20 protein-coding genes and 2 tRNA genes are annotated in these 19,189 nt (G+C 69.0%); 10 read left to right on the top strand and 12 right to left on the bottom strand.

Annotated features, from left to right (window positions below; all coding sequences use genetic code 11):
• The first annotated feature begins 9 nt into the window (after positions 1 to 9).
• From ACZ6ZQ_RS31540 to ACZ6ZQ_RS31530, 3 genes are all read left to right on the top strand, one after another.
• Entirely contained in the window at positions 10 to 414 is a 405-nt protein-coding gene (locus tag ACZ6ZQ_RS31540) for an ATP-binding protein (RefSeq protein ID WP_469771929.1), read from the top strand.
• A 217-nt stretch (positions 415 to 631) separates the two neighbouring features.
• Positions 632 to 1,354, top strand: a complete 723-nt coding sequence (locus ACZ6ZQ_RS31535) for a hypothetical protein (RefSeq protein WP_469771928.1) — start codon at positions 632 to 634, stop codon at positions 1,352 to 1,354.
• A 71-nt stretch (positions 1,355 to 1,425) separates the two neighbouring features.
• Positions 1,426 to 2,388: a hypothetical protein gene (locus ACZ6ZQ_RS31530; RefSeq protein ID WP_469771927.1), complete on the top strand. Its 963-nt coding sequence runs from the start codon at positions 1,426 to 1,428 to the stop codon at positions 2,386 to 2,388.
• An 83-nt stretch (positions 2,389 to 2,471) separates the two neighbouring features.
• Here the strand turns inward: ACZ6ZQ_RS31530 and ACZ6ZQ_RS31525 are convergent, their stop codons facing one another.
• From ACZ6ZQ_RS31525 to ACZ6ZQ_RS31500, 6 genes are all read right to left on the bottom strand, one after another.
• Entirely contained in the window at positions 2,472 to 2,771 is a 300-nt protein-coding gene (locus ACZ6ZQ_RS31525; RefSeq protein WP_469771926.1) for a hypothetical protein, read from the bottom strand.
• 149 nt (positions 2,772 to 2,920) lie between these two features.
• Positions 2,921 to 4,198, bottom strand: a complete 1,278-nt coding sequence (clpX, locus tag ACZ6ZQ_RS31520; protein WP_017944896.1) for an ATP-dependent Clp protease ATP-binding subunit ClpX — start codon at positions 4,196 to 4,198, stop codon at positions 2,921 to 2,923.
• A gap of 143 nt (positions 4,199 to 4,341) precedes the next feature.
• Positions 4,342 to 5,025: an ATP-dependent Clp protease proteolytic subunit gene (locus tag ACZ6ZQ_RS31515; protein ID WP_469771925.1), complete on the bottom strand. Its 684-nt coding sequence runs from the start codon at positions 5,023 to 5,025 to the stop codon at positions 4,342 to 4,344.
• Between the two features lie 87 nt (positions 5,026 to 5,112).
• Entirely contained in the window at positions 5,113 to 5,718 is a 606-nt protein-coding gene (locus ACZ6ZQ_RS31510; protein ID WP_469771952.1) for an ATP-dependent Clp protease proteolytic subunit, read from the bottom strand.
• A 364-nt stretch (positions 5,719 to 6,082) separates the two neighbouring features.
• Positions 6,083 to 7,468, bottom strand: a complete 1,386-nt coding sequence (tig, locus tag ACZ6ZQ_RS31505; protein ID WP_469771924.1) for a trigger factor — start codon at positions 7,466 to 7,468, stop codon at positions 6,083 to 6,085.
• Between the two features lie 205 nt (positions 7,469 to 7,673).
• Positions 7,674 to 7,750: transfer RNA gene (locus tag ACZ6ZQ_RS31500), tRNA-Pro, on the bottom strand.
• Positions 7,751 to 7,906: 156 nt separating this feature from the next.
• Between ACZ6ZQ_RS31500 and ACZ6ZQ_RS31495 the strand changes: the two genes are divergently transcribed.
• Together ACZ6ZQ_RS31495 and ACZ6ZQ_RS31490 are read left to right on the top strand one after the other, a co-directional pair.
• Positions 7,907 to 7,977 (top strand) — tRNA-Gly (locus tag ACZ6ZQ_RS31495).
• A gap of 194 nt (positions 7,978 to 8,171) precedes the next feature.
• Entirely contained in the window at positions 8,172 to 9,788 is a 1,617-nt protein-coding gene (locus tag ACZ6ZQ_RS31490; protein WP_469771923.1) for an MFS transporter, read from the top strand.
• Positions 9,789 to 9,826: 38 nt separating this feature from the next.
• On the opposite strand, the gene ACZ6ZQ_RS31485 is transcribed toward ACZ6ZQ_RS31490, so the two are convergent.
• A complete protein-coding gene (locus ACZ6ZQ_RS31485; protein ID WP_453666516.1) occupies positions 9,827 to 10,021 on the bottom strand; it encodes a hypothetical protein in 195 nt (64 codons plus the stop codon).
• A gap of 444 nt (positions 10,022 to 10,465) precedes the next feature.
• On the opposite strand from ACZ6ZQ_RS31485, the gene ACZ6ZQ_RS31480 reads away from it, so the two are divergent.
• Positions 10,466 to 11,677 carry an acyltransferase family protein gene (locus tag ACZ6ZQ_RS31480; RefSeq protein WP_469771922.1) on the top strand — a complete coding sequence of 404 codons (1,212 nt, stop codon included), beginning with the start codon at positions 10,466 to 10,468 and terminating at the stop codon, positions 11,675 to 11,677.
• Here the strand turns inward: ACZ6ZQ_RS31480 and ACZ6ZQ_RS31475 are convergent.
• The gene (locus tag ACZ6ZQ_RS31475; RefSeq protein ID WP_469771921.1) at positions 11,625 to 12,074 is read right to left on the bottom strand and encodes an HD domain-containing protein; all 450 of its coding nucleotides are present in this window, start codon (positions 12,072 to 12,074) and stop codon (positions 11,625 to 11,627) included. The two genes, ACZ6ZQ_RS31480 and ACZ6ZQ_RS31475, sit on opposite strands and share 53 nt — an antisense overlap.
• A gap of 113 nt (positions 12,075 to 12,187) precedes the next feature.
• Complete coding sequence (locus tag ACZ6ZQ_RS31470) at positions 12,188 to 13,330, bottom strand: SpoIIE family protein phosphatase (protein WP_469771920.1); 1,143 nt, start codon at positions 13,328 to 13,330, stop codon at positions 12,188 to 12,190.
• A gap of 106 nt (positions 13,331 to 13,436) precedes the next feature.
• Here ACZ6ZQ_RS31470 and ACZ6ZQ_RS31465 point away from each other — a divergent pair, with 106 nt between their 5' ends.
• Positions 13,437 to 14,666: a GNAT family N-acetyltransferase gene (locus ACZ6ZQ_RS31465; RefSeq protein ID WP_469771919.1), complete on the top strand. Its 1,230-nt coding sequence runs from the start codon at positions 13,437 to 13,439 to the stop codon at positions 14,664 to 14,666.
• Between the two features lie 132 nt (positions 14,667 to 14,798).
• Here ACZ6ZQ_RS31465 and ACZ6ZQ_RS31460 read toward each other — a convergent pair whose 3' ends face one another.
• Together ACZ6ZQ_RS31460 and ACZ6ZQ_RS31455 are read right to left on the bottom strand one after the other, a co-directional pair.
• The gene (locus ACZ6ZQ_RS31460) at positions 14,799 to 15,650 is read right to left on the bottom strand and encodes an Fpg/Nei family DNA glycosylase (protein WP_469771918.1); all 852 of its coding nucleotides are present in this window, start codon (positions 15,648 to 15,650) and stop codon (positions 14,799 to 14,801) included.
• Positions 15,650 to 16,144 carry a ribose-5-phosphate isomerase gene (locus ACZ6ZQ_RS31455; RefSeq protein WP_469771917.1) on the bottom strand — a complete coding sequence of 165 codons (495 nt, stop codon included), beginning with the start codon at positions 16,142 to 16,144 and terminating at the stop codon, positions 15,650 to 15,652. Before ACZ6ZQ_RS31455 ends, ACZ6ZQ_RS31460 begins: the two co-directional genes overlap by 1 nt.
• A gap of 219 nt (positions 16,145 to 16,363) precedes the next feature.
• Here ACZ6ZQ_RS31455 and ACZ6ZQ_RS31450 point away from each other — a divergent pair, with 219 nt between their 5' ends.
• The 3 genes from ACZ6ZQ_RS31450 (at position 16,364) to ACZ6ZQ_RS31440 (ending at position 18,547) form a co-directional block, all read left to right on the top strand.
• Positions 16,364 to 17,842, top strand: a complete 1,479-nt coding sequence (locus ACZ6ZQ_RS31450; RefSeq protein WP_469771916.1) for an amino acid permease — start codon at positions 16,364 to 16,366, stop codon at positions 17,840 to 17,842.
• 94 nt (positions 17,843 to 17,936) lie between these two features.
• Positions 17,937 to 18,389, top strand: coding sequence for an FAD-binding oxidoreductase (locus ACZ6ZQ_RS31445; protein ID WP_469771915.1), 453 nt, complete (start codon positions 17,937 to 17,939; stop codon positions 18,387 to 18,389).
• On the top strand, positions 18,353 to 18,547 hold the full coding sequence (locus tag ACZ6ZQ_RS31440; protein WP_469771914.1) for a BBE domain-containing protein: 195 nt from the start codon (positions 18,353 to 18,355) through the stop codon (positions 18,545 to 18,547). The genes ACZ6ZQ_RS31445 and ACZ6ZQ_RS31440 overlap by 37 nt, the downstream gene beginning before the upstream one ends.
• Here ACZ6ZQ_RS31440 and ACZ6ZQ_RS31435 read toward each other — a convergent pair.
• Complete coding sequence (locus ACZ6ZQ_RS31435) at positions 18,528 to 19,121, bottom strand: biotin transporter BioY (RefSeq protein WP_469771913.1); 594 nt, start codon at positions 19,119 to 19,121, stop codon at positions 18,528 to 18,530. The two genes, ACZ6ZQ_RS31440 and ACZ6ZQ_RS31435, sit on opposite strands and share 20 nt — an antisense overlap.
• Positions 19,122 to 19,189 lie beyond the last annotated feature (68 nt).

Here is a 19,189-nt window from a genome sequence, read left to right as displayed (position 1 = left end):
GGCACCACCATGGAAGACGTTTCACAGCAGCTCATCGTGCGGCGCTGGACCAGGCACCCGAGGAGTGTTGGCCTGGCACGCGCGGAGCTGCAACAGGCCCTACTCGCATGGGGCCTGGCGGTGATCGAGGACTCGGCTCTGCTTGTTCTCTCGGAACTGGTCACCAACGCCGTGGTCCACGCCCGCGTACCCAGAGGGAGGCAGATCGAGACGCGCTACGAGCGCGAACCCAAGGGCGTTCGGATCGAGGTACACGATGCGTCGGACGAGCAGCCCACTCTGTGCTCACCGACCATCGATTCGGGGCGCGGTCGGGGGCTGACGCTGGTCGATGCGTTGGCCGACGAGTGGGCCGTGAGCAAACGGGACGGACCAGGCAAAGTGGTGTGGGCTGCCATCAGACTCCCGCGCTGAGCCCACTGGCCGCGCCACAGTTCCGTACGAATTACCTGGACGTTTGGTAACGGTGTGAACCCCGCCGCCTCGCGGCCCACCGGTTTCCGCCAAGATGTTCGGAACATATAAGTGCCCGGAGGGGAACCCAGGAGTCACACACTCCCCAGCCTCGGGCTGGGCTCACCAGCCATGTGTGACCAGACCAAGCCATCACCGCACGGGGGAGGTGACCTTGATGGCTACGTTCGCTGCAGGACAGCAGACCGACCGAGCTGTGCTTCCTCAGCAGCTCGCTCTCGAATCCGCGTCAGGAGACACCGCGAACCTCACCCTCGCCTGCGTCCCCTGCAACGAGGCCAAGGGAAACCGCGCGATCGACGACTTCCTCTCCGGCCGCGCCAACGTGCTTGCGAAGATCACCGCTCAGGCGAAGACCCCCCTCTCACCCGCCGCTGCTGTCAACGCCACCCGCTCGGCGCTGGCCGGCGCCTTGGACGTCCTCTTCCCTGTCGTGCGCAGAGCGTCCGGCGGACGCACCAAGTGGAACCGCACGCGTATCGGCCTGCCCAAGTCCCACACCCTCGACGCCCTGTGCGTGGGTGTGGTCGACGCGGTCCAGCAGTACCCCCGCGCCGTCCTGGCCGTAGCGGCGACCGGACGCGGGAGCTACGCCCGTACGCGTGCCGACAGACACGGGTTCCCTCGCTTGCGCCTTCCACGGCGGAAGCACGTCTTCGGGTTCGCCACCGGCGACTACGCGCGAGCCACGGTCCCCACCGGGAAGCGCGCAGGTACGCACACCGGGAGACTCGCCGTCCGGTCCACCGGTAGCTTCAACATCCGCACCCCGCACGGTCTCATCCAGGGGGTCCACCACCGGCACATCCGCCTTCTCCAAAGAGCGGACGGGTACGCCTACGCGACGCGTACCGAGGGACCGGAGCCATGCCCCGCTTAGGACATATACGCCGCACCGACGAGTTTCCTACCCGACCCGAAGGCCGGGTTATCCACGCAAGGAGATCTTGAATGAGTTACAACCAGCCGGGCCCGTACGGCGGTCAGCCCCAGCAGCCCGGCCCGTACGGCCAGCCGGGTCCTTACGGCCAGCAGCCGCAGGCACCCCAGCCCGGCTACGGCTACCCGCAGCAGGCTCCGCAGGGTGTCCCGCAGCAGCCCCAGCAGCAGGGCTGGGGCCAGCCCCAGCAGCCCGGCCCGTACGGCCAGCCACCGCAGCAGCCCCCGTACGGCGGTGGCACCCCGGGCGCCTACCCGCCGCCCCCGCCGGGCGGGGCGCCGAAGAAGACGGGTCTGATCATCGGCGCCGCGGTCGTCGCGCTCGCCGTGGTCGCGGGTGGCGTCTGGTGGTTCACCGCGGGCGGTGGCGGCGGCGGCGATGTCGCCGACTCCACGAAGGGGTACAAGCTGACTCCGGCGGCGTCGGTCGGTGAGTACAAGAAGAACAAGGACAGCGACGACAAGCTCACCGACAAGGACAAGAAGGAAGCCGAGACCCTTCTCGGTATCAAGAACCCGCAGCAGGCAGGCGCCCAGTACAAGGCCGGCGACTCCACCGACCCGATGAAGGGCAAGGCACTGAGCCTCAGCGGTCTGTGGGGCGAGATCTCCGACCCGGAGAAGGCGCTCGACGGCTGGTTCAAGAAGCTGGAGGAGGGTGACAAGGAGGAGGAGTCGGAAGACATCAAGATCGAACTCGTCGGCGAGCCCTCCACCGTCGAGCCGGCCGGTTTCGAAGGCGCCATCATGAAGTGCCAGAACGCGAAGTTCACGCCCACCGGCGACGCTTCGTCGGGCATCGGGCCGAAGGCCTTCGAGTTGCCCATGTGCGCGTGGGCCGACTACAGCACGATCGCCGGGGTGAACGTCATCGATGTGGCTCAGATGATGGGCACCGGCGGCAAGGCCGTGCCGCAGAACGAGGTCGCCGAGCTCGCGGCCAAGCTCTACAACACCTCGCGCACCAAGGTCTGATCGCACACCGGTCAATACGCAGGGACGCCCGGCCAGTTCACCGAACCGGCCGGGGCGCCCTTTACGAGCGCTCAATCACCCTCTCAGCTGTTGCATGCCCGCAAGGCATGCACTTCCCTCACCCCTATCGAGAGGAGCCCGGCCTTGCACATGCCCCGGGTGATGGCCTCGGCATAGCCGCACGCGCTGTTGACCTTCGGACCAATCGCATAAGACGTGTTGTTCTTCAAGTAGTCCACACATCCTGAGGGGGTGGCCTGCGCCGGCGCGGCTGTCACCAGAGGAATGAAGCCCGCTGCCACGGTCACACACGCTGCCGCCAGGACCCGCTTCACCTTCATGCTCGTCCTCCCGTTTCCTGTTTCTTCAATGCGGTCGGTCATGCCGCAATGCAAGAAGATCATTTCTGCATGGGCAGATCAAGAGAAGGCTGTACAAACGGCTGACGACAGAGCCACGCCTGGCTGAAAGGCAGGGACGCCCGGCCGGTTCGAAGGAACCGGGCCGGGCGCCCCATCTGTGTGCGTGCCGCTTACGCGGACTTCTCGTGCCGTCCGTCGTTCTTCACGATCCGCGGCACCAGCGTCGGGTTCACGTTGTTGTGGACGACGTCCGCGGTGATGACGACGCGGGCCACGTCCTTGCGGGACGGGACCTCGTACATCACCGACATCAGGACTTCTTCCATGATGGCGCGCAGTCCTCGCGCGCCCGTTCCGCGCAGGATCGCCTGGTCGGCGATGGCCTCCAGGGCCGGGCGGTCGAAGTCCAGCTCGACGCCGTCGAGTTCGAAGAGGCGCTGGTACTGCTTGACCAGGGCGTTGCGCGGTTCGACCAGGATCTTCAACAGCGCCTCGCGGTCCAGGTTGTGGACCGAGGTGATGACGGGGAGACGGCCGATGAACTCCGGGATCATCCCGAACTTCACCAGGTCCTCCGGCATGACCTCCTGGAACTGGTCGCTGGCGTCGATCTCGCGCTTGGAGCGGATCGTGGCGCCGAAGCCGATGCCCTTGGCGCCGGCGCGCGACTCGATGATCTTCTCCAGGCCGGCGAAGGCGCCGCCGACGATGAAGAGGACGTTGGTCGTGTCGATCTGGATGAATTCCTGGTGGGGGTGCTTGCGGCCGCCCTGCGGGGGGACCGAGGCTGTCGTCCCTTCCAGGATCTTCAGGAGGGCCTGCTGGACGCCCTCGCCCGACACGTCCCGTGTGATCGACGGGTTTTCGCTCTTACGGGCGACCTTGTCGATCTCGTCGATGTAGATGATCCCGGTCTCGGCCTTTTTGACGTCGTAGTCGGCCGCCTGGATCAGCTTCAGCAGAATGTTCTCGACGTCCTCGCCGACGTACCCGGCCTCCGTCAGCGCCGTGGCGTCGGCGATGGCGAACGGAACGTTGAGCATCCGGGCCAGGGTCTGGGCGAGCAGGGTCTTGCCGGAGCCGGTGGGGCCCAGCAGCAGGATGTTGGACTTCGCGAGCTCGATCGCGTCGTCCCTTCCCTGGCCGTTCTCGCCGGCCTGGACACGCTTGTAGTGGTTGTACACCGCGACCGAAAGGGCCTTCTTCGCGGGCTCCTGCCCGACGACGTACCCCTCGAGGAACTCGTAGATCTCGCGCGGCTTGGGGAGTTCCTCCCACCGCACCTCGGAGGTCTCGGCGAGCTCCTCCTCGATGATCTCGTTGCAGAGGTCGATGCACTCGTCGCAGATGTACACCCCGGGGCCTGCGATGAGCTTCTTCACCTGCTTCTGGCTCTTTCCACAGAACGAGCACTTGAGCAGGTCGCCGCCATCACCGATGCGTGCCACGAGGTGCTTCCCCTTCGCCTGGGAGCGCTTGGTTCAGCGGCTCCTGGTGCCTCATATCCGACGGTACCTTGCCGGGCCCCTCGTTCGGGCCCCCCTTGGCGCGGTTCACATTGACGTGTACCGCGCCAAGGGAAGGTGGAACGTCAGCCGGCCAGTCCGGCCGTGCTCTTGCGGGTGGAGACGATCTGGTCGACCAGTCCGTACGAGAGGGCTTCCTCGGCAGTGAGGATCTTGTCGCGCTCGATGTCCTCGCGGACCTTCTCGATCGGCGTGGTGGAGTGCTTGGCCAGCATCTCCTCGAGCTGCTCGCGCATGCGCAGGATCTCGTTGGCCGCGATCTCCAGGTCGGAGAGCTGCTCCCGGCCGGTCTGCGTGGACGGCTGGTGGATCAGCACCCGTGCGTGCGGCAGCGCCATCCGCTTGCCGGGGGTGCCGGCGGCCAGCAGCACGGCCGCGGCGGAGGCAGCCTGCCCCATGCAGACCGTCTGGATGTCCGGCTTCACGAACTGCATCGTGTCGTAGATGGCGGTCAGCGCGGTGAAGGAGCCACCGGGGCTGTTGATGTAGATCGAGATGTCGCGGTCCGGGTCCATCGACTCCAGGCACAGCAGCTGCGCCATGACGTCGTTGGCGGAGGCGTCGTCGATCTGCACGCCGAGGAAGATCACGCGCTCCTCGAAGAGCTTCGCGTACGGGTCGTACTCGCGCACGCCCTGGGAGGTGCGCTCGACGAAGCGGGGGACGACGTAGCGGTTGTCCACCTGCGGGCCCGTGTAGAGGCCGCTCGCGGAGGCTGCGGGGAACTGGTTCATGGTCGTGTTCACCATCCTGGTGGCGTTCGGTGGCTGGGGCGGAAGGGGGCGGGCGGGGCGCAGGCCCGGCGCCGGGGGGCCAGGGGCCCCCGGTGGCCGGGCTCAGGCGCCGGTGCCGCCGCCGCCCGGAACGCCCGAAGCGGCGGAGATGATCTCGTCGATGAGCCCGTAGTCCTTGGCCTCCTCGGCCGTGAACCAACGGTCGCGGTCGCCGTCGCGGATGATCGTCTCGACGGTCTGGCCGGAGTGGCGGGCGGTGATCTCGGCCATGCGCTGCTTGGTGCGCAGGAGGTACTCGGCCTGGATCTTGATGTCCGAGGCCGTGCCGCCGATACCGGCCGAGCCCTGGTGCATCAGGATGTCGGTGTGCGGCAGGGCGAAGCGCTTGCCGACGCTGCCGCCGGTGAGCAGGAACTGGCCCATGGAGGCGGCCATGCCCATGCCGATGGTGACGACGTCGTTCGGGATGTACTGCATGGTGTCGTAGATCGCCATGCCGGCCGTCACCGAGCCACCGGGGCTGTTGATGTAGAGGTAGATGTCCTTCTCCGGCTCCGCGGCCAGGAGAAGGAGCTGCGCCGTGATCTTGTTGGCGATGTCGTCGTCGACCTGCTGGCCCAGGAAGATGATGCGCTCGCCGAGCAGCCGGCTGTAGACCTGGTCGCCGAGGCCTCCACCGATGGACGGCTCACCGGCGGCGTTAGGCATCAGAATCGTCACGTAATCCACCTGCTCGTCTCTGACGGCTGTGGCCGTCTCAGCGTCTTGGTACCTGGGGGCGGGCCCCACTACCCACGGTTGGGCCCGTGGGCGAGTAGTCCCCTGCCCTCGTATTCATGGACCCTAACGCGCTGGTGGGCGGGCGCCATCCCGGTTCCCGAACTGTTCGCTCGGAGCGCAAGGTATGGGGGCGCGCGGCGGTATGAACACGCCGCCCGTCCCGGCGCTGCGGCCGGGCGCGGAACGACGACGGGCCCGGCCGCGCGTGGCGCGGCCGGGCCCGTCGTACGGGGTCAGCGCGAGACTCCGGCCCGGGTCGGGCGCGAGGCTCGGCCTCGGTCGGGAGCGAGGCTCAGGCCTCGGTCTTCTCCTCGGCCGCACCGGTGGCCTCGGCGGCGACCTCGGTGGCCTCCTCGACCTCGTCCTCGTCGTCGCTCAGGTCGACGACCTCACCGTTGGTGTCCTTGACCGTGGAGGCCTCGACGACGACGGCGAGCGCCTTGCCGCGGGCGACCTCGCCGACGAGCATCGGCACCTGGCCGCCCTCGACGACGGCCTGGGCGAACTGGTCGGGGGACATGCCGGAGGAGGCGGCGCGGCGCATGAGGTGCTCGGTGAGCTCCTCCTGGCTGACGTTCAGCTTCTCCTTGTTGACCAGCTCGTCGAGGACGAACTGGGTCTTGATGCCCTTGACCGCCTGCTCCTTGGTCTCGGCGTCGAACTCTTCCTCGGTCTTGCCCTGGATCTCCAGGTACTTCGCGAGGTCGAGGCCCATCTGGCCGAGCTGGTGGTGCTCAAGGTTGTGCTTGCGGGTGTTGATCTCGTCCTCGAGCAGCTTCTCGGGGATCGGGACCTCGACCAGCTCCAGGAGCTTCTCCAGGACGCGCTCCTGGGCCTGGGTGGCCTGGTCGTACTGCTTCATGTTCTCGAGGCGCTTGCGGCTGTCGGCCTTCAGCTCGTCGAGGGTGTCGAACTCGCTCGCCATCTGGGCGAACTCGTCGTCCAGCTCGGGAAGCTCACGGGCGGCGACCTGGGTGACCTTGACGGTGACCTCGGCCTCCTTGCCCTCGGCGGAGCCGCCCTTCAGCTCGGAGGTGAAGGTGGCCTCGCCGCCGGCCTCCAGGCCGGTGACAGCCTCGTCGATGCCCTCCAGGAGCTCGCCGGAGCCGATCGTGTACTGCACGCCACTGGCGACGCCGTCCGCGAGGACCTCGCCGTCGACCTTGGCCTCCAGGTCGACCGTCACGACGTCGCCCTCGGCGGCGGCGCGCTCGACCTGGGAGGTGGAGGCGAAGCGGGTGCGGAGCTGCTCCACGGACTTCTCGACGTCCTCGTCGCTGACCTCGACCGCGTCGACCTCGACCTCGATGCCGGAGTAGTCCGGGATCTCGATGGTCGGGCGGACGTCGACCTCAGCGGTGAAGTTCAGCGTCTCGCCGTCCTTCAGCTCGGTGATGTCGACCTCGGGCTGGCCGAGCGGGTTGATCTCCGCCTCGTTGACCGCCTCGGTGTAGAACTTCGGGAGCGCGTCGTTGACGGCCTCCTCCAGCACCGCACCGCGGCCGAACCGCTGGTCGATGACCCGGGCCGGGATCTTGCCCTTGCGGAAGCCCTTGACCGTGACCTGCTGGTTGATCTTCTTGTACGCCGCGTCGAGGCTGTCCTTGAGCTCCTCGAAGGGCACCTCGACAGTGAGCCGAACCCGGGTCGGGTTCAGGGTCTCCACGGCGCTCTTCACGGTTCGGTCTCCTTGGTGGCTGAATTCTGGGGTTCTGCCGGGTCGCCCCGGTGCGATGTCCGGCGGCGGCTCAGCGGCTCGGGCCCGGCTCTTCAGACACTCGTCGGAAGACACTCGTCAGACACACGGGCACACAGATTGCATAGTAACCGCAAGCAGGATGAGCCCCACAATGCGATCTTGCCGTGCATGTGATCGTGACTGGTGGTCGGGGTGGCGGGATTTGAACCCACGGCCTTCCGCTCCCAAAGCGGACGCGCTACCAAGCTGCGCCACACCCCGTCGGTGCGACACGTAGGGTACATGCCCGCGGGCGGTGCTCCAGCCCCTTTGTTTCCTGCGTACGCGCCGCGTACGGAATGGGGTGTGCGGCGACCGGCGGGGACCCGCTACGATGCTCTTCGTGCCGCGGCCTTCACGACCTGCGGCGCGGTCCTCGCGGGCGTAGCTCAATGGTAGAGCCCTAGTCTTCCAAACTAGCTACGCGGGTTCGATTCCCGTCGCCCGCTCTTGATGGCTCAGGGCCAGGTCAGAGGTCGATTCCTCTGCCTGGCCCCGATGCGTTTCCGGTCCTGGCCCGGGCTTGACCGACCGTGGCGTGCCCGTTCGTGTCGGGTCAGGGGCGCGGTCTCACGCCCGCCAAGTGGTTGATCTCCGTGGCGGGTCGCAAAGCCGCCTCCCGGGCAACTGGGACGATTCGCCAATGGCACCCAGGGCAGGCAGGGCCGAGAGATCGGCAAGGGCACGGCTCGTCCTGCTGACGCTCGCGGCCGGTCAGTTCCTGATGGCGCTCGACAGCTCTGTCATGAACGTCTCAATCGCGACGGTGGCCGAGGACGTGGGCACGACGGTGACGGGGATCCAGGGCGCGATCACGGCCTACACCCTCGTCATGGCCATGTTCATGATCCCCGGCGGCAAGGTCGGGGCGCTGATCGGCCGCAAGCGCGCATTCATGATCGGCTGTGGCATCTACGGCTGCGGCTCGCTCACCACAGCGCTCGCACCCAGCCTGCCCGTGCTGCTGCTCGGCTGGTCGTTCCTCGAGGGGGTCGGAGCGGCGCTCATCCTGCCCGCGATCGTGGCACTGGTGGCCGGCAACTTCGCCGCTGAACGCCGTCCCGCCGCCTACGGGCTCGTCGCGGCCGCAGGAGCCGTGGCGATCGCGCTCGGGCCGCTCATCGGGGGTGTCGCGACGACGTACTTCTCCTGGCGCTGGGTTTTCGCCGGCGAGGTCGTGGTGGTGCTCGGCATCCTGCTGCTCGCCCGCCCCATCGCCGACGCCGTGAGCGACGAACGCCCGCGCATCGATCTCATCGGCGTCGTACTGTCCGCCCTCGGTTTCGGGGTCTTCGTCTACGGCGTGCTCCGCTCGGACGAATGGGGCTGGTTCAGGCCGAAGCCCGACGCGCCTTCGTGGCTCGGGGTTTCGCTGGTCGTGTGGCTGATGCTGGCGGGTCTGCTTCTGATCTGGCTCTTCCTCCGCTGGGAGGCCCGGCTCGTGGCGCGGCGCAGGGAGCCACTGATCCACCCGGCGATGCTGCAGAACAAGCAGCTCACCGGCGGTCTGACGATGTTCTTCTTCCAGTACCTCGTGCAGATGGGCGTGTTCTTCGTCGTACCGCTCTATCTGTCGGTCGCCCTGGGCCTGTCCGCGCTGGTGACCGGCGCGCACCTCCTGCCGCTCTCACTGACCCTGCTGGCGGCCGCGCTCCTGATCCCACGCTTCTTCCCGAACGTCTCGCCGCGGCGGGTGGTGCGGCTCGGGATCCTCGCGTTGCTGGCGGGCGCGGTCGTCCTGATGGCCGCGCTCGACGCGGACGCCGGGGCGGAAATCGTCACCATCCCCCTCCTGCTGATCGGGCTCGGCATGGGCGCGCTGGCTTCCCAGCTCGGTTCGGTCACCGTGTCCGCGGTACCGGACAAGCAGAGCGCAGAAGTCGGCGGCATCCAGAACGCCGTGACCAACCTGGGTGCCTCGATCGGAACGGCGCTCGCCGGGTCCATCATGATCGCGGCGCTCACGTCTTCGTTCCTGACCAGCGTCGAGCAGAATCCGGCGGTCCCGGCCGAAGTCAAGAGCCAGGCCGCCGTCGAACTCCAAAGCGGCGTACCCTTCCTGTCGGACGCCCAGCTCAAGACCGCCCTCGACAAGGCGGGCACGAGCCCGGAGGTGGCTCAGACCGCGCTGGACGCGAACGCCGACGCCAGGCTCGACGGCCTGCGCGCCGCACTCGCCGTCCTCGCCCTCGCCGCGCTCCTCGCGTTGTTCTTCACCACGCGGATCCCGACGACCCAGCCCCGCTCGACGGAGTCATAGCCGCGGACGGCCTCGTCGCCGGCCTGCAACCCGGGCCGTCAGAAGCTGATCGAATTGATCGTCTCTGCTATCGAGTTGAGGAATCTGTTGATCGACGGCGCCATGCCCGTCGAGGCGACGAAGAAGCCGAAGAGCGCCGCGACGATCGCGGGTCCGGCCTTGATGGAACCGCCGCGGATCATCACCACGAGGATGATCGCCAACAGCAGCACCACAGACAGCGAAATGGCCACACTGATCACACCCTCGGTCGGTCCGCCTTGCCCGCCTGGGAGCGTGCAGCCCCGCACACCCCCGTCCCCTCCATCGTGCCACCAACCTCCTTGGGACGGTTGCCGGGTGACGAATCGTCGGCGAAACGATCACGCCAATCACGCACCGTTCCGGCGGGCCGGCGAGCAGCCGCGGGGCCGAGCGGCACGGTAGCGCGGACAGGTGTCCGGGGATGGAATTCGGCGTGATCGTTTCCCTTGCCGTCGCGAAATGCGCACAGCTCGGCCACACGAAATTCAGGGCGTATCGGTGAGGAAATTCACCCCGATTCCGGCGTGTCGTTTTGCACTGTTTAAGCAGGATTAATTGGGGCATGTGGGGCGTTTGGCGGTAGTTTCAGTGGCGAATGGACGGACCGCGATCGGAGTTTTACGTGGGCTGATGCGCGGGCTAGGGTGCCTCGAATGTTCCACGCTCCGCATGGATTGCAGAGGGCCCAGTTCCCCGAGGCTGCCCGGGAGCCGGAGTCCATCCCTACGACAGCGCAGACAACACAGGCAGCGCCGACAACCCAGGCAGCTCAGACAGCCCAGAACGTGCACAAGGCCCAGCACGCGCCCGGCCACAAGAGACGCGACCCCTACTTCGACAACGCCAAATACCTCGCGATCGTGCTGGTGGCGGTGGCGCACGCGTGGGAGCCGGTGATGGACGGCAGCCGTGCCACGAGGGCGCTGTACATGTTCGTCTACACCTTCCACATGCCGGCGTTCATCATCATCTCCGGCTACTTCTCGCGGAGCTTCGCCGCGCGGCCCGACCAGCTGAAACGGCTGGTGAGCGGGGTGGTGGTGCCGTATGTGGTCTTCGAGGTGGCGTACACGCTCTTCAAACGGTGGGCCGACGACGATCCCGGCTACCCGTTCAGCATGACCGATCCGCTGTATCTCACCTGGTTCCTGATCGCGCTCTTCGTCTGGCGGCTGTCCACTCCGCTGTGGCGCTCGATCCGGCACCCGCTGCCGGTCGCGCTGGTCATCGCGGCGCTCGGCTCGCTCACTCCGGGCATGGGGCAGACCCTCGATCTCCAGCGCATCCTGCAGTTCCTGCCGTTCTTCGTGCTGGGGCTCTCGATGCGGCCCGAGCACTTCCAGATGCTGCGGCGGCGCGAGGTACGGCTGCTGGCCCTGCCCGTGTTCGCGGGCGCGGCGGCGTTCACGTACTGGATCACGCCGGATCTGCGGATGGGCTGGTTCTACCACTCGGCCAGTGCCGAGGAGCTGGACGCGCCCTGGTGGGCGGGGCCGGTCATGACCGTCGGGCTGTTCGGCTGTGCGCTGCTGCTCACGGCGGCCTTCCTCGCCTGGGTGCCGCGCCGCAGGACGTGGTTCACGGTGCTGGGCGCGGGCACCATCTGCGGCTATCTGCTGCACGGATTCCTGGTGAAGTCCCTGGAGTATCTGGGCCTGGTGGCGCGGCACCCGTGGCTGGCCGAGCCCGCCGGAGAGATCGTGGTGACGCTGGCGGCGGCCGCGGCGGTGACGCTGTTCTGTACGCCTCCCGTGCGGCGGGCACTGCGGTTCGCGACGGAGCCGGAGCTGTCGTGGGCGTTCCGGCGGGACGTCACCGGGCTGACAGGCCCAGCAGCCGGCGCACCGTCGCGTACTTCTCGGTGAGCCGGATCCGGGTCGGCTCGTCCAGGACGGCGAGCCGGGCCGGGTCCGCGTTGTGGGCGAGGTCGGCCTCCTTGACGAGCAGGGCGCCGGGGGTGTCGAGGATGCGCCGGGTGTAGTCCGGCAGCTCCTCGCCCTTCCGCTTGGTCACCGCGAGGACCATGTCCTTGACGGACTGCGGCAGTTCGGCGGCGTCCAGCCACTCCCGGGAGAGCGCGTCGTCCTCCACCGAGTCGTGCAGCCAGGCCGCGGCGATCTGTTCGTCGCTCCCGCCCCTGGCCCGTACGCCTTCGGCGACGGCCTGGAGGTGCTCGGCGTACGGGCGTCCCGCCTTGTCCTGCTGCGTCGCGTGGGCCTCGCGGGCGATGGCCTCGACCTCGGCCAGGGTGAGATGGGGCATGGCTCGACTGTACGGCCGTACGCGTGCGGTCGTTCGGCGCTCGGGTAGTCCGGGTCAGGGCTTGGGCAGGGGTCAGGGCTTGCGCCCGGGCCGGGGTGTGCCCTGCACCACTGTCAGGGCTCGCGGCGCAGGAGAAGCAGGGCCCGGTCGTCGTTGACGTCCTTGGCCACGGCCTCTATGAGATGCCAGGCGGCGCCCTCGAAACCCGTCGCCACATAGCGGTCCGCCTCGCCGGTCAGCCGGTCCATGCCTTCGGCGATCTCGCGGTCGGACGCCTCGACGAGGCCGTCGGTGAAGAGCATCAGCACATCGCCGGGGCGCAGGGTGCCCTTGACCGGGTCGAACTGGGCGCCGTCGTAGACGCCGAGCAGCGGGCCCTCCGCGGACTTCTCCTCCCAGCGGCCGGTCCCGGCGTGGAGCTGGAGGGCGGGGAGATGGCCCGCGGAGAGGAGTTCGTAGTCGCCGGAGTCCAGGTCGAGGACGAGATGGACGGACGTGGCGAAGCCCTCGTCCCAGTCCTGGCGCAGGAGATAGCCGTTGGCCGCGGGCAGGAAGCCGTGCGGCGGGAGGGAGCCGAGGAGGCCGCCGAAGGCGCCGGACAGCAGCAGGGCGCGGGAGCCGGCGTCCATGCCCTTGCCGGAGACGTCGGTGAGGACGACTTCGAGGGTGCGGCCGCCGTTGGTGCAGGCGGCGACGACGAAGTCGCCGGAGAAGGACTGTCCGCCGGCCGGGCGCAGCGCCATCTCGCGGTGCCAGCCCCTGGGCAGCCGGGGCAGCGCGCTCTGCACGCGGATGCGTTCGCGCAGGTCGAAGAGCATGGTGCCGCCGCGGCGCCAGGGCACGCCGACCCGGGCCCGGAACTGGGCGATGAGCAGTCCGAAGAACCCGCAGGCGGCCACCACGAGGACGGTTCCGGGGGTGACCCGGGCCGGGCCCTCCATGTACGGGCCGAGCATGAGCGATTCGACGATGAGGGCGCCGGCCGCCGCCGCGTACAGCCCGAGCAGGCTCGCGGGCCGCAGCAGCAGTCCGCCCGCGACGATGGGCAGGACGAGGGCCGCGGGCGCACACCAGACGGGCATGAGGACCGTGCCGCAGGCGATCGCCGGGACGGTCAGCAGCAGTCCGGCCAGGGCGATCCAGTCGGAGCCGTCACCGCGGAAATAGTCGACGCCGGATTTGCGCAGCGCCGTCCTGGCCCGGTGCAGGGTCTTCCGCAACCGGGCCGCGTACGAGTCTGCCGCGCGACGAGCCATCGTCGTGGACCCTATCCACCCGCTTGCCCGGCGTGCAGGGGGACCCCGTGACATTGCGTTCGAAATCGGGTCGCGACGGGCCGCACACCCCTGGTAGTCATGGGCCATGACGACTGAACTGCGGGTGCTCCAGCGCGACGACTGGGACCAGTGGTACACCAAGCTGGAGCTCGCCTTCGGTGGTGTCGCGGAGGCCCCGGAGGAGCGCGAGCTGTGGAACGCGCTGACCGAGACGGATCGTTCGATCGGCGCGTGGGACGGCGACGAGTGCGTCGGTACGGCCGGGGCGTTCAGTTTCCGGGTGTCGGTGCCGGGCGGCGCGCTCGTGCCCGCGGCCGGGGTGACGATGGTGAGCGTGGCGGCCACGCACCGGCGGCGCGGGGTGCTCTCCTCGATGATGCGGCGTCAGCTGGACGACGTACGGAAGTGGGGCGAGCCGCTTGCCGTACTGACGGCGTCCGAGCCGGCGATCTACGGCCGGTTCGGGTACGGCATCGGGACCCATCAGCTGAATCTGGAGATCGACACGTCCCGGGTGGGGATCGTGGCGCCGCCGGGGACGGACGACGTACGGCTGCGGTTCGTGCCGGTCGCGGAGGCGGCCGAGGCGTGTGAGGCGGTGCACCTGCGCACGATCGGTTCACGGCCCGGGATGCTCGCCCGGACGCCCGGCTGGGAGCGGTTGCCGCTGCTCGATCCGCCGTCCGAGCGGGAGGGCTCGTCGCCGCTGCAGTGCGTGCTCGCCGAGCGGGACGGCGAGGTCGTGGGCTATGTGCGCTTCCACAACAAGCCGGAGTGGGACGCGTTCGGGCCGGGCGGCTCGATCATGCTTCGTGACATCGGCGCGCTGGATCCGGCGGCGTACGCGGCGCTGTGGCGCTTCCTCTTCGGCATCGACCTGACCTCGACGGTCCGGGCCCGCAACCGGCCGGTGGACGACCCGCTGCTGCAGTTCGTCACGGACATCCGGCGCTGCGGTGTCCGGGTGCGCGATTCGCTGCATGTACGTCTGGTGGACGTGGGCGCGGCGCTGGCGGCGCGGACGTACCGGACGCCGGTGGATGTCGTGTTCGAGGTCGAGGACGCGTTCTGTCCCTGGAACGAGGGGCGCTGGCGGCTCACGGGTGACGCGAAGGGGGCGTCGTGCGAGCGGACCGGGGACGCGGCGGACCTGGGGCTTTCGGTACGGGAGCTGGGCGCGGCGTACCTGGGCGGGGTGACGCTGTCCACGCTGGCCGGGGCGGGGCAGGTGCGTGAGCTGCGCGGGGGCGCGCTGGCGGAGGCGTCGCTCGCGTTCGGGTCCGACCTCGCGCCGTGGTTGCCGCACGGGTTCTAGGGCCGGATCCACACGACAGGCGCCTGTCCGGTGGAACAGGCCTTGGGTACTGATCACGAGGGTCGGCAACGCTCGTGATCAGTACACCCGGGACAGGGGCTCCGCCCGCGGCCCCCGCGCCTCAAGCTCCCCCTACGCCCTGCGGCGTGGGGGACCCCCAGCAGCGCCGGATTCCTGGCAGGCCGGGCACCAGAAGAGGTTGCGGGCGGCGAGATCGGCGGTGCGGATCTCGCCGCCACAGATGTGGCAGGGCTGCTGGGCCCGGCGGTAGACGTAGACCTCGCCTCCGTGGTCGTCGACGCGCGGGGGACGGGCCATCGCCTCGGGGGTGTGTTCGGGGCGGACGGTGTCGATGCGGTTGTTCCGTACGCCTTCGCGCATGAGGGCGACCAGGTCCGCCCAGAGGGCGTGCCACTCCCGCTCGGTGAGATCCCTGCCCGCGCGGTACGGATCGATGCCGTGCCGGAACAGAACTTCCGCCCGGTAGACGTTGCCGACGCCCGCGACGACCTTCTGGTCCATCAGCAGCGCGGCGATGGTCGTACGGGACCGGGAGATCCGGGCCCAGGCCCGGTCCGGGCCGTCGTCCGGGCGCAGCGGGTCGGGGCCGAGCCGGTCGTGTATCGCCCGCTTCTCGCCGTCCGTGATCAGGGCACAGGTGGTGGGGCCGCGCAGGTCGACGTACGCCTCGGGGTTCGCGAGCCGCAGCCGCACCGTCTCGGTCGGCGGCGGTACGGGCGCGTCGCCGAAGTTCACCTTGCCGAACAGACCGAGGTGGATGTGGACCCATTCGCCGCCGTCGGAGCCGCCGAAGCCGAGGAAGAGGTGCTTGCCGTGGGCCTCGGTGCGCTCCAGCACCGTGCCGTCGAGCAGCGCCGCGGAGTCGGCGAATTTGCCCTGCGGGCTGGCAACCCGCACGGACCGGCCGCCGAACCGTTCCCGGTAGTCGGCGGCCAGTCGGTGGATCGTGTGCCCTTCGGGCATCAGGCGGTCGGCTCCTGCGGGTGGTGGGCCGGGATCGGGGGCAGCTCGCCGGAGGTCTCGTACGCCGAGAGCATCTCGATACGGCGGGTGTGACGCTCCTCACCCGAGTACGGCGTCTTGAGGAAGACCTCGACGAAGGTCGTCGCCTCGTCGGCCGTGTGCATCCGGGCGCCGACCGCGACGACGTTGGCGTTGTTGTGCTCGCGGCCGAGGGCGGCCGTCTGCACGCTCCAGGCCAGCGCGGCGCGGACGCCCTTGACCTTGTTCGCGGCGATCTGCTCACCGTTGCCGGAGCCGCCGATCACGACGCCGAGGCTGTCCGGGTCCGCGGCCGTCCGCTCGGCAGCACGCAGGCAGAACGGCGGGTAGTCGTCCTGGGCGTCGTAGATGTGGGGGCCGCAGTCGACAGGCTCGTGGCCGTGGGCCGTGAGCCACTCGACGAGGTGGTTCTTGAGTTCGTAGCCGGCATGGTCGGAACCGAGGTACACGCGCATGATCCGAGTGTGGCACGCGGGGAGCCGGGCAGGCGTCAGCGGGGTCCGGCGGCGGGCCCTGTCGGAGGACCGGACGAGGGGCTGTGACGAGGCCCCGGGCGCGATCGGGAGAAAGTGCCCATCATCACTAATCGGAGTCAGGTCTTCCGTACCGACGGGTCACCGGTTTGAATGCGGGGGCTCGTAACCCGAGCGACCCGCACACGTAAGGAATCGTCCATGAACCCCCAGCCGACCCTTACGAAGGCAGGCGGAAATACCGGAAACACCGGTAATCCCCAGCCTTCCGACGGTCTCAAGGCCGGACTCAAGAACCGCCACCTGTCCATGATCGCCATCGGTGGCGTGATCGGCGCGGGCCTCTTCGTCGGGTCCTCCGGCGGCATCGCGGCAGCCGGCCCCGCCATCCTCGTGTCCTACCTCCTCGTCGGCGCGCTGGTCGTCTTCGTGATGCGGATGCTCGGTGAGATGGCCGCCGCGAGCCCGAACTCGGGATCCTTCTCCGCGTACGCCGACCGCGCGCTCGGCCGCTGGGCGGGCTTCTCGATCGGATGGCTCTACTGGTTCTTCTGGGTCGTCGTGCTGGCGGTCGAGGCGACCGCGGGTGCGGTGATCCTCGAGGGCTGGGTCCCGGCCGTGCCGCAGTGGGCGTGGGCGCTGATCGTGATGGTCGTGCTGACCGCGACCAACCTGGCGTCGGTGTCGTCGTACGGCGAGTTCGAGTTCTGGTTCGCCGGGATCAAGGTCGTCGCCATCGGCGGCTTCGTGATCATCGGTCTGCTGGCCGTGTTCGGCGTGCTGCCGGGCTCCGACAACCCGGGCGCGGGCTTCGCGCACCTGACCGACGCCGGCGGCTTCCTGCCCAACGGCGCGGGCGCCATCCTCACCGGTGTGCTGATGGTCGTCTTCTCCTTCATGGGCAGCGAGATCGTCACGCTGGCCGCCGGTGAGTCCGAGGACCCGCGCCGCGCGGTCACCAAGGCCACCAACAGCGTGATCTGGCGAATCGGTGTCTTCTACCTGGGCTCGATCTTCATCGTCCTGACGCTGCTGCCGTGGAACGACAAGTCGATCGTCGAGAAGGGTTCGTACGTCGCGGCCCTGGACTCCATCGGCATTCCGCACGCCGGCCAGATCATGAACGTGATCGTCCTGACGGCCGTGCTGTCCTGCCTGAACTCGGGTCTCTACACCGCCTCCCGCATGGCGTTCTCGCTGGGCGAGCGCGGCGACGCGCCGAAGGCGTTCGCCAAGGTCAACGCCAAGGGCGTGCCGACCGCCGCCATCCTGGCCTCGGTCGTCTTCGGCTTCGGCGCCGTCTACGCCAACTACGCGTACAAGGACTCGGTCTTCCTCTTCCTGCTGAACTCCTCGGGCGCGGTCGCGCTGTTCGTCTGGCTGGTGATCTGCTTCACCCAGCTGCGGATGCGCGGGATCCTGATGCGCGAGGCGCCGGAGAAGGTGACCGTGAAGATGTGGCTCTTCCCGTACCTGACCTGGGCGACTGCCGCGATGATCACCTTCGTGCTGGGCTACATGCTGTTCGACGACGCGAACCGCGAGGTCGTGCTGTGGTCGGTTGCGGTCGCGGCCGTCGTGGTGGTCATCGGTGTCGTCCTGCAGGTCACCAACAAGGGCAAGGGCACGGCGGCCGTGGACGCCGCCCGGACCGAGCAGATCGAGGACGCCAGGGTCTGATCCCTGCCGTACACCCTCTGCTGAATACCTGACGGCGGATGTCAGGTAATCGCGAAAGGCTCTCCGTACACCGAGTGAACGGAGAGCCTTTCCCGTGCACGACATCGGCAAGAACGTCTTCCGCCCCGGCGACAGCGGCCACGACGAGGAACTGGCCGGCTTCCAGACCGGCTTCCCGGTCCGCCCCGACCTGGTCGTCGGGGCGGCCGACGCGCAGGAGGTGCGCGCGGCCGTCGCGTACGCCACCGGGCGCGGGCTGGCGATCGGCGTGCAGGCCACCGGTCACGGCCTTCCCGGGGCCGTCGACGGCGGTGTACTGATCACCACCCGGCGGATGGACGGCGTACGGATCGCCCCGGCGGCGCGGACCGCCCGGATCGAGGCGGGGTCCTGGGCGGGGCACTGGCGAAGGAGCCCGTGCACCCCAACTCCGTACCGCATCGCGACGCGCGGTTCCTCGTACGGCTGCTGTCGGGGCTGGACGGCACGGACGTCGCCTCGGTCCGGGCGATGTACGACGACGTCTTCGCGTCGCCGACGCCGCTGACGGTGGGCCGTTCGCTCAACTTCGTCTTCGCCGCCGGCGACCGGACGGAGGGGTTGCACGACGCGGAAACGCGGAAGAGGCTCGCCGCGGTCAAGGAGCAGTACGACCCGGCGAACCTCTTCAGCAGGAATTACGGGGTCAGCCGCGGCGGCCGATGAGCTTCCAGGCGGCGGGCAGCGCCCCCATCGCCAGCGCGGCCTTGAGCGCGTCGCCGATCAGGAACGGGGTGAGGCCCGCGGCGATGGCCTGAGTGAGCGTCATACCGGTGGCGAGGGACAGATACGGCACGCCGACGGCGTAGATGACCGCGGAGCCGAGGACCATCGTGCCGGCGGTGCGCAGGACGGAGCGGTCGGCGCCGCGGCGGGCGAGGGCGCCGACCACGGTGGCGGCGAGCAGCATGCCGAGGATGTAGCCGAAGGACGGCATGGCATAGCCGGAGGACGCCTCGGCGAACCACGGCATGCCCGCCATACCGGCGAGCGCGTACAGCGCGAGGGCGAGGAAGCCGCGGCGGGCGCCGAGCGCGGTGCCGACGAGCAGCGCGGCGAAGGTCTGGCCGGTGACGGGGACCGGGGAGCCGGGGACCGGGACGGAGATCTGCGCCGCGATTCCGGTGAGCACGGCGCCGCCGATCACCAGCGCTGCGTCCACCGCGGACCTGGCGCGGCTGGCGGGCAGCAGGTCCGCGAGGACCACTCCGGATCGGACGGGGGCGGCGGCAGTGCTCATCGAATCTCCTGAAGTCGGTGTGGACATGGCGACGTTAGACCAGGAGTGAACGACCGATCACCATCAGC

This window comes from Streptomyces sp. NPDC053673, assembly GCF_055585225.1.
The sequence above is the reverse complement of the archived record's forward strand: the minus strand, read 5'-3'. Positions and strand labels throughout refer to the sequence as shown.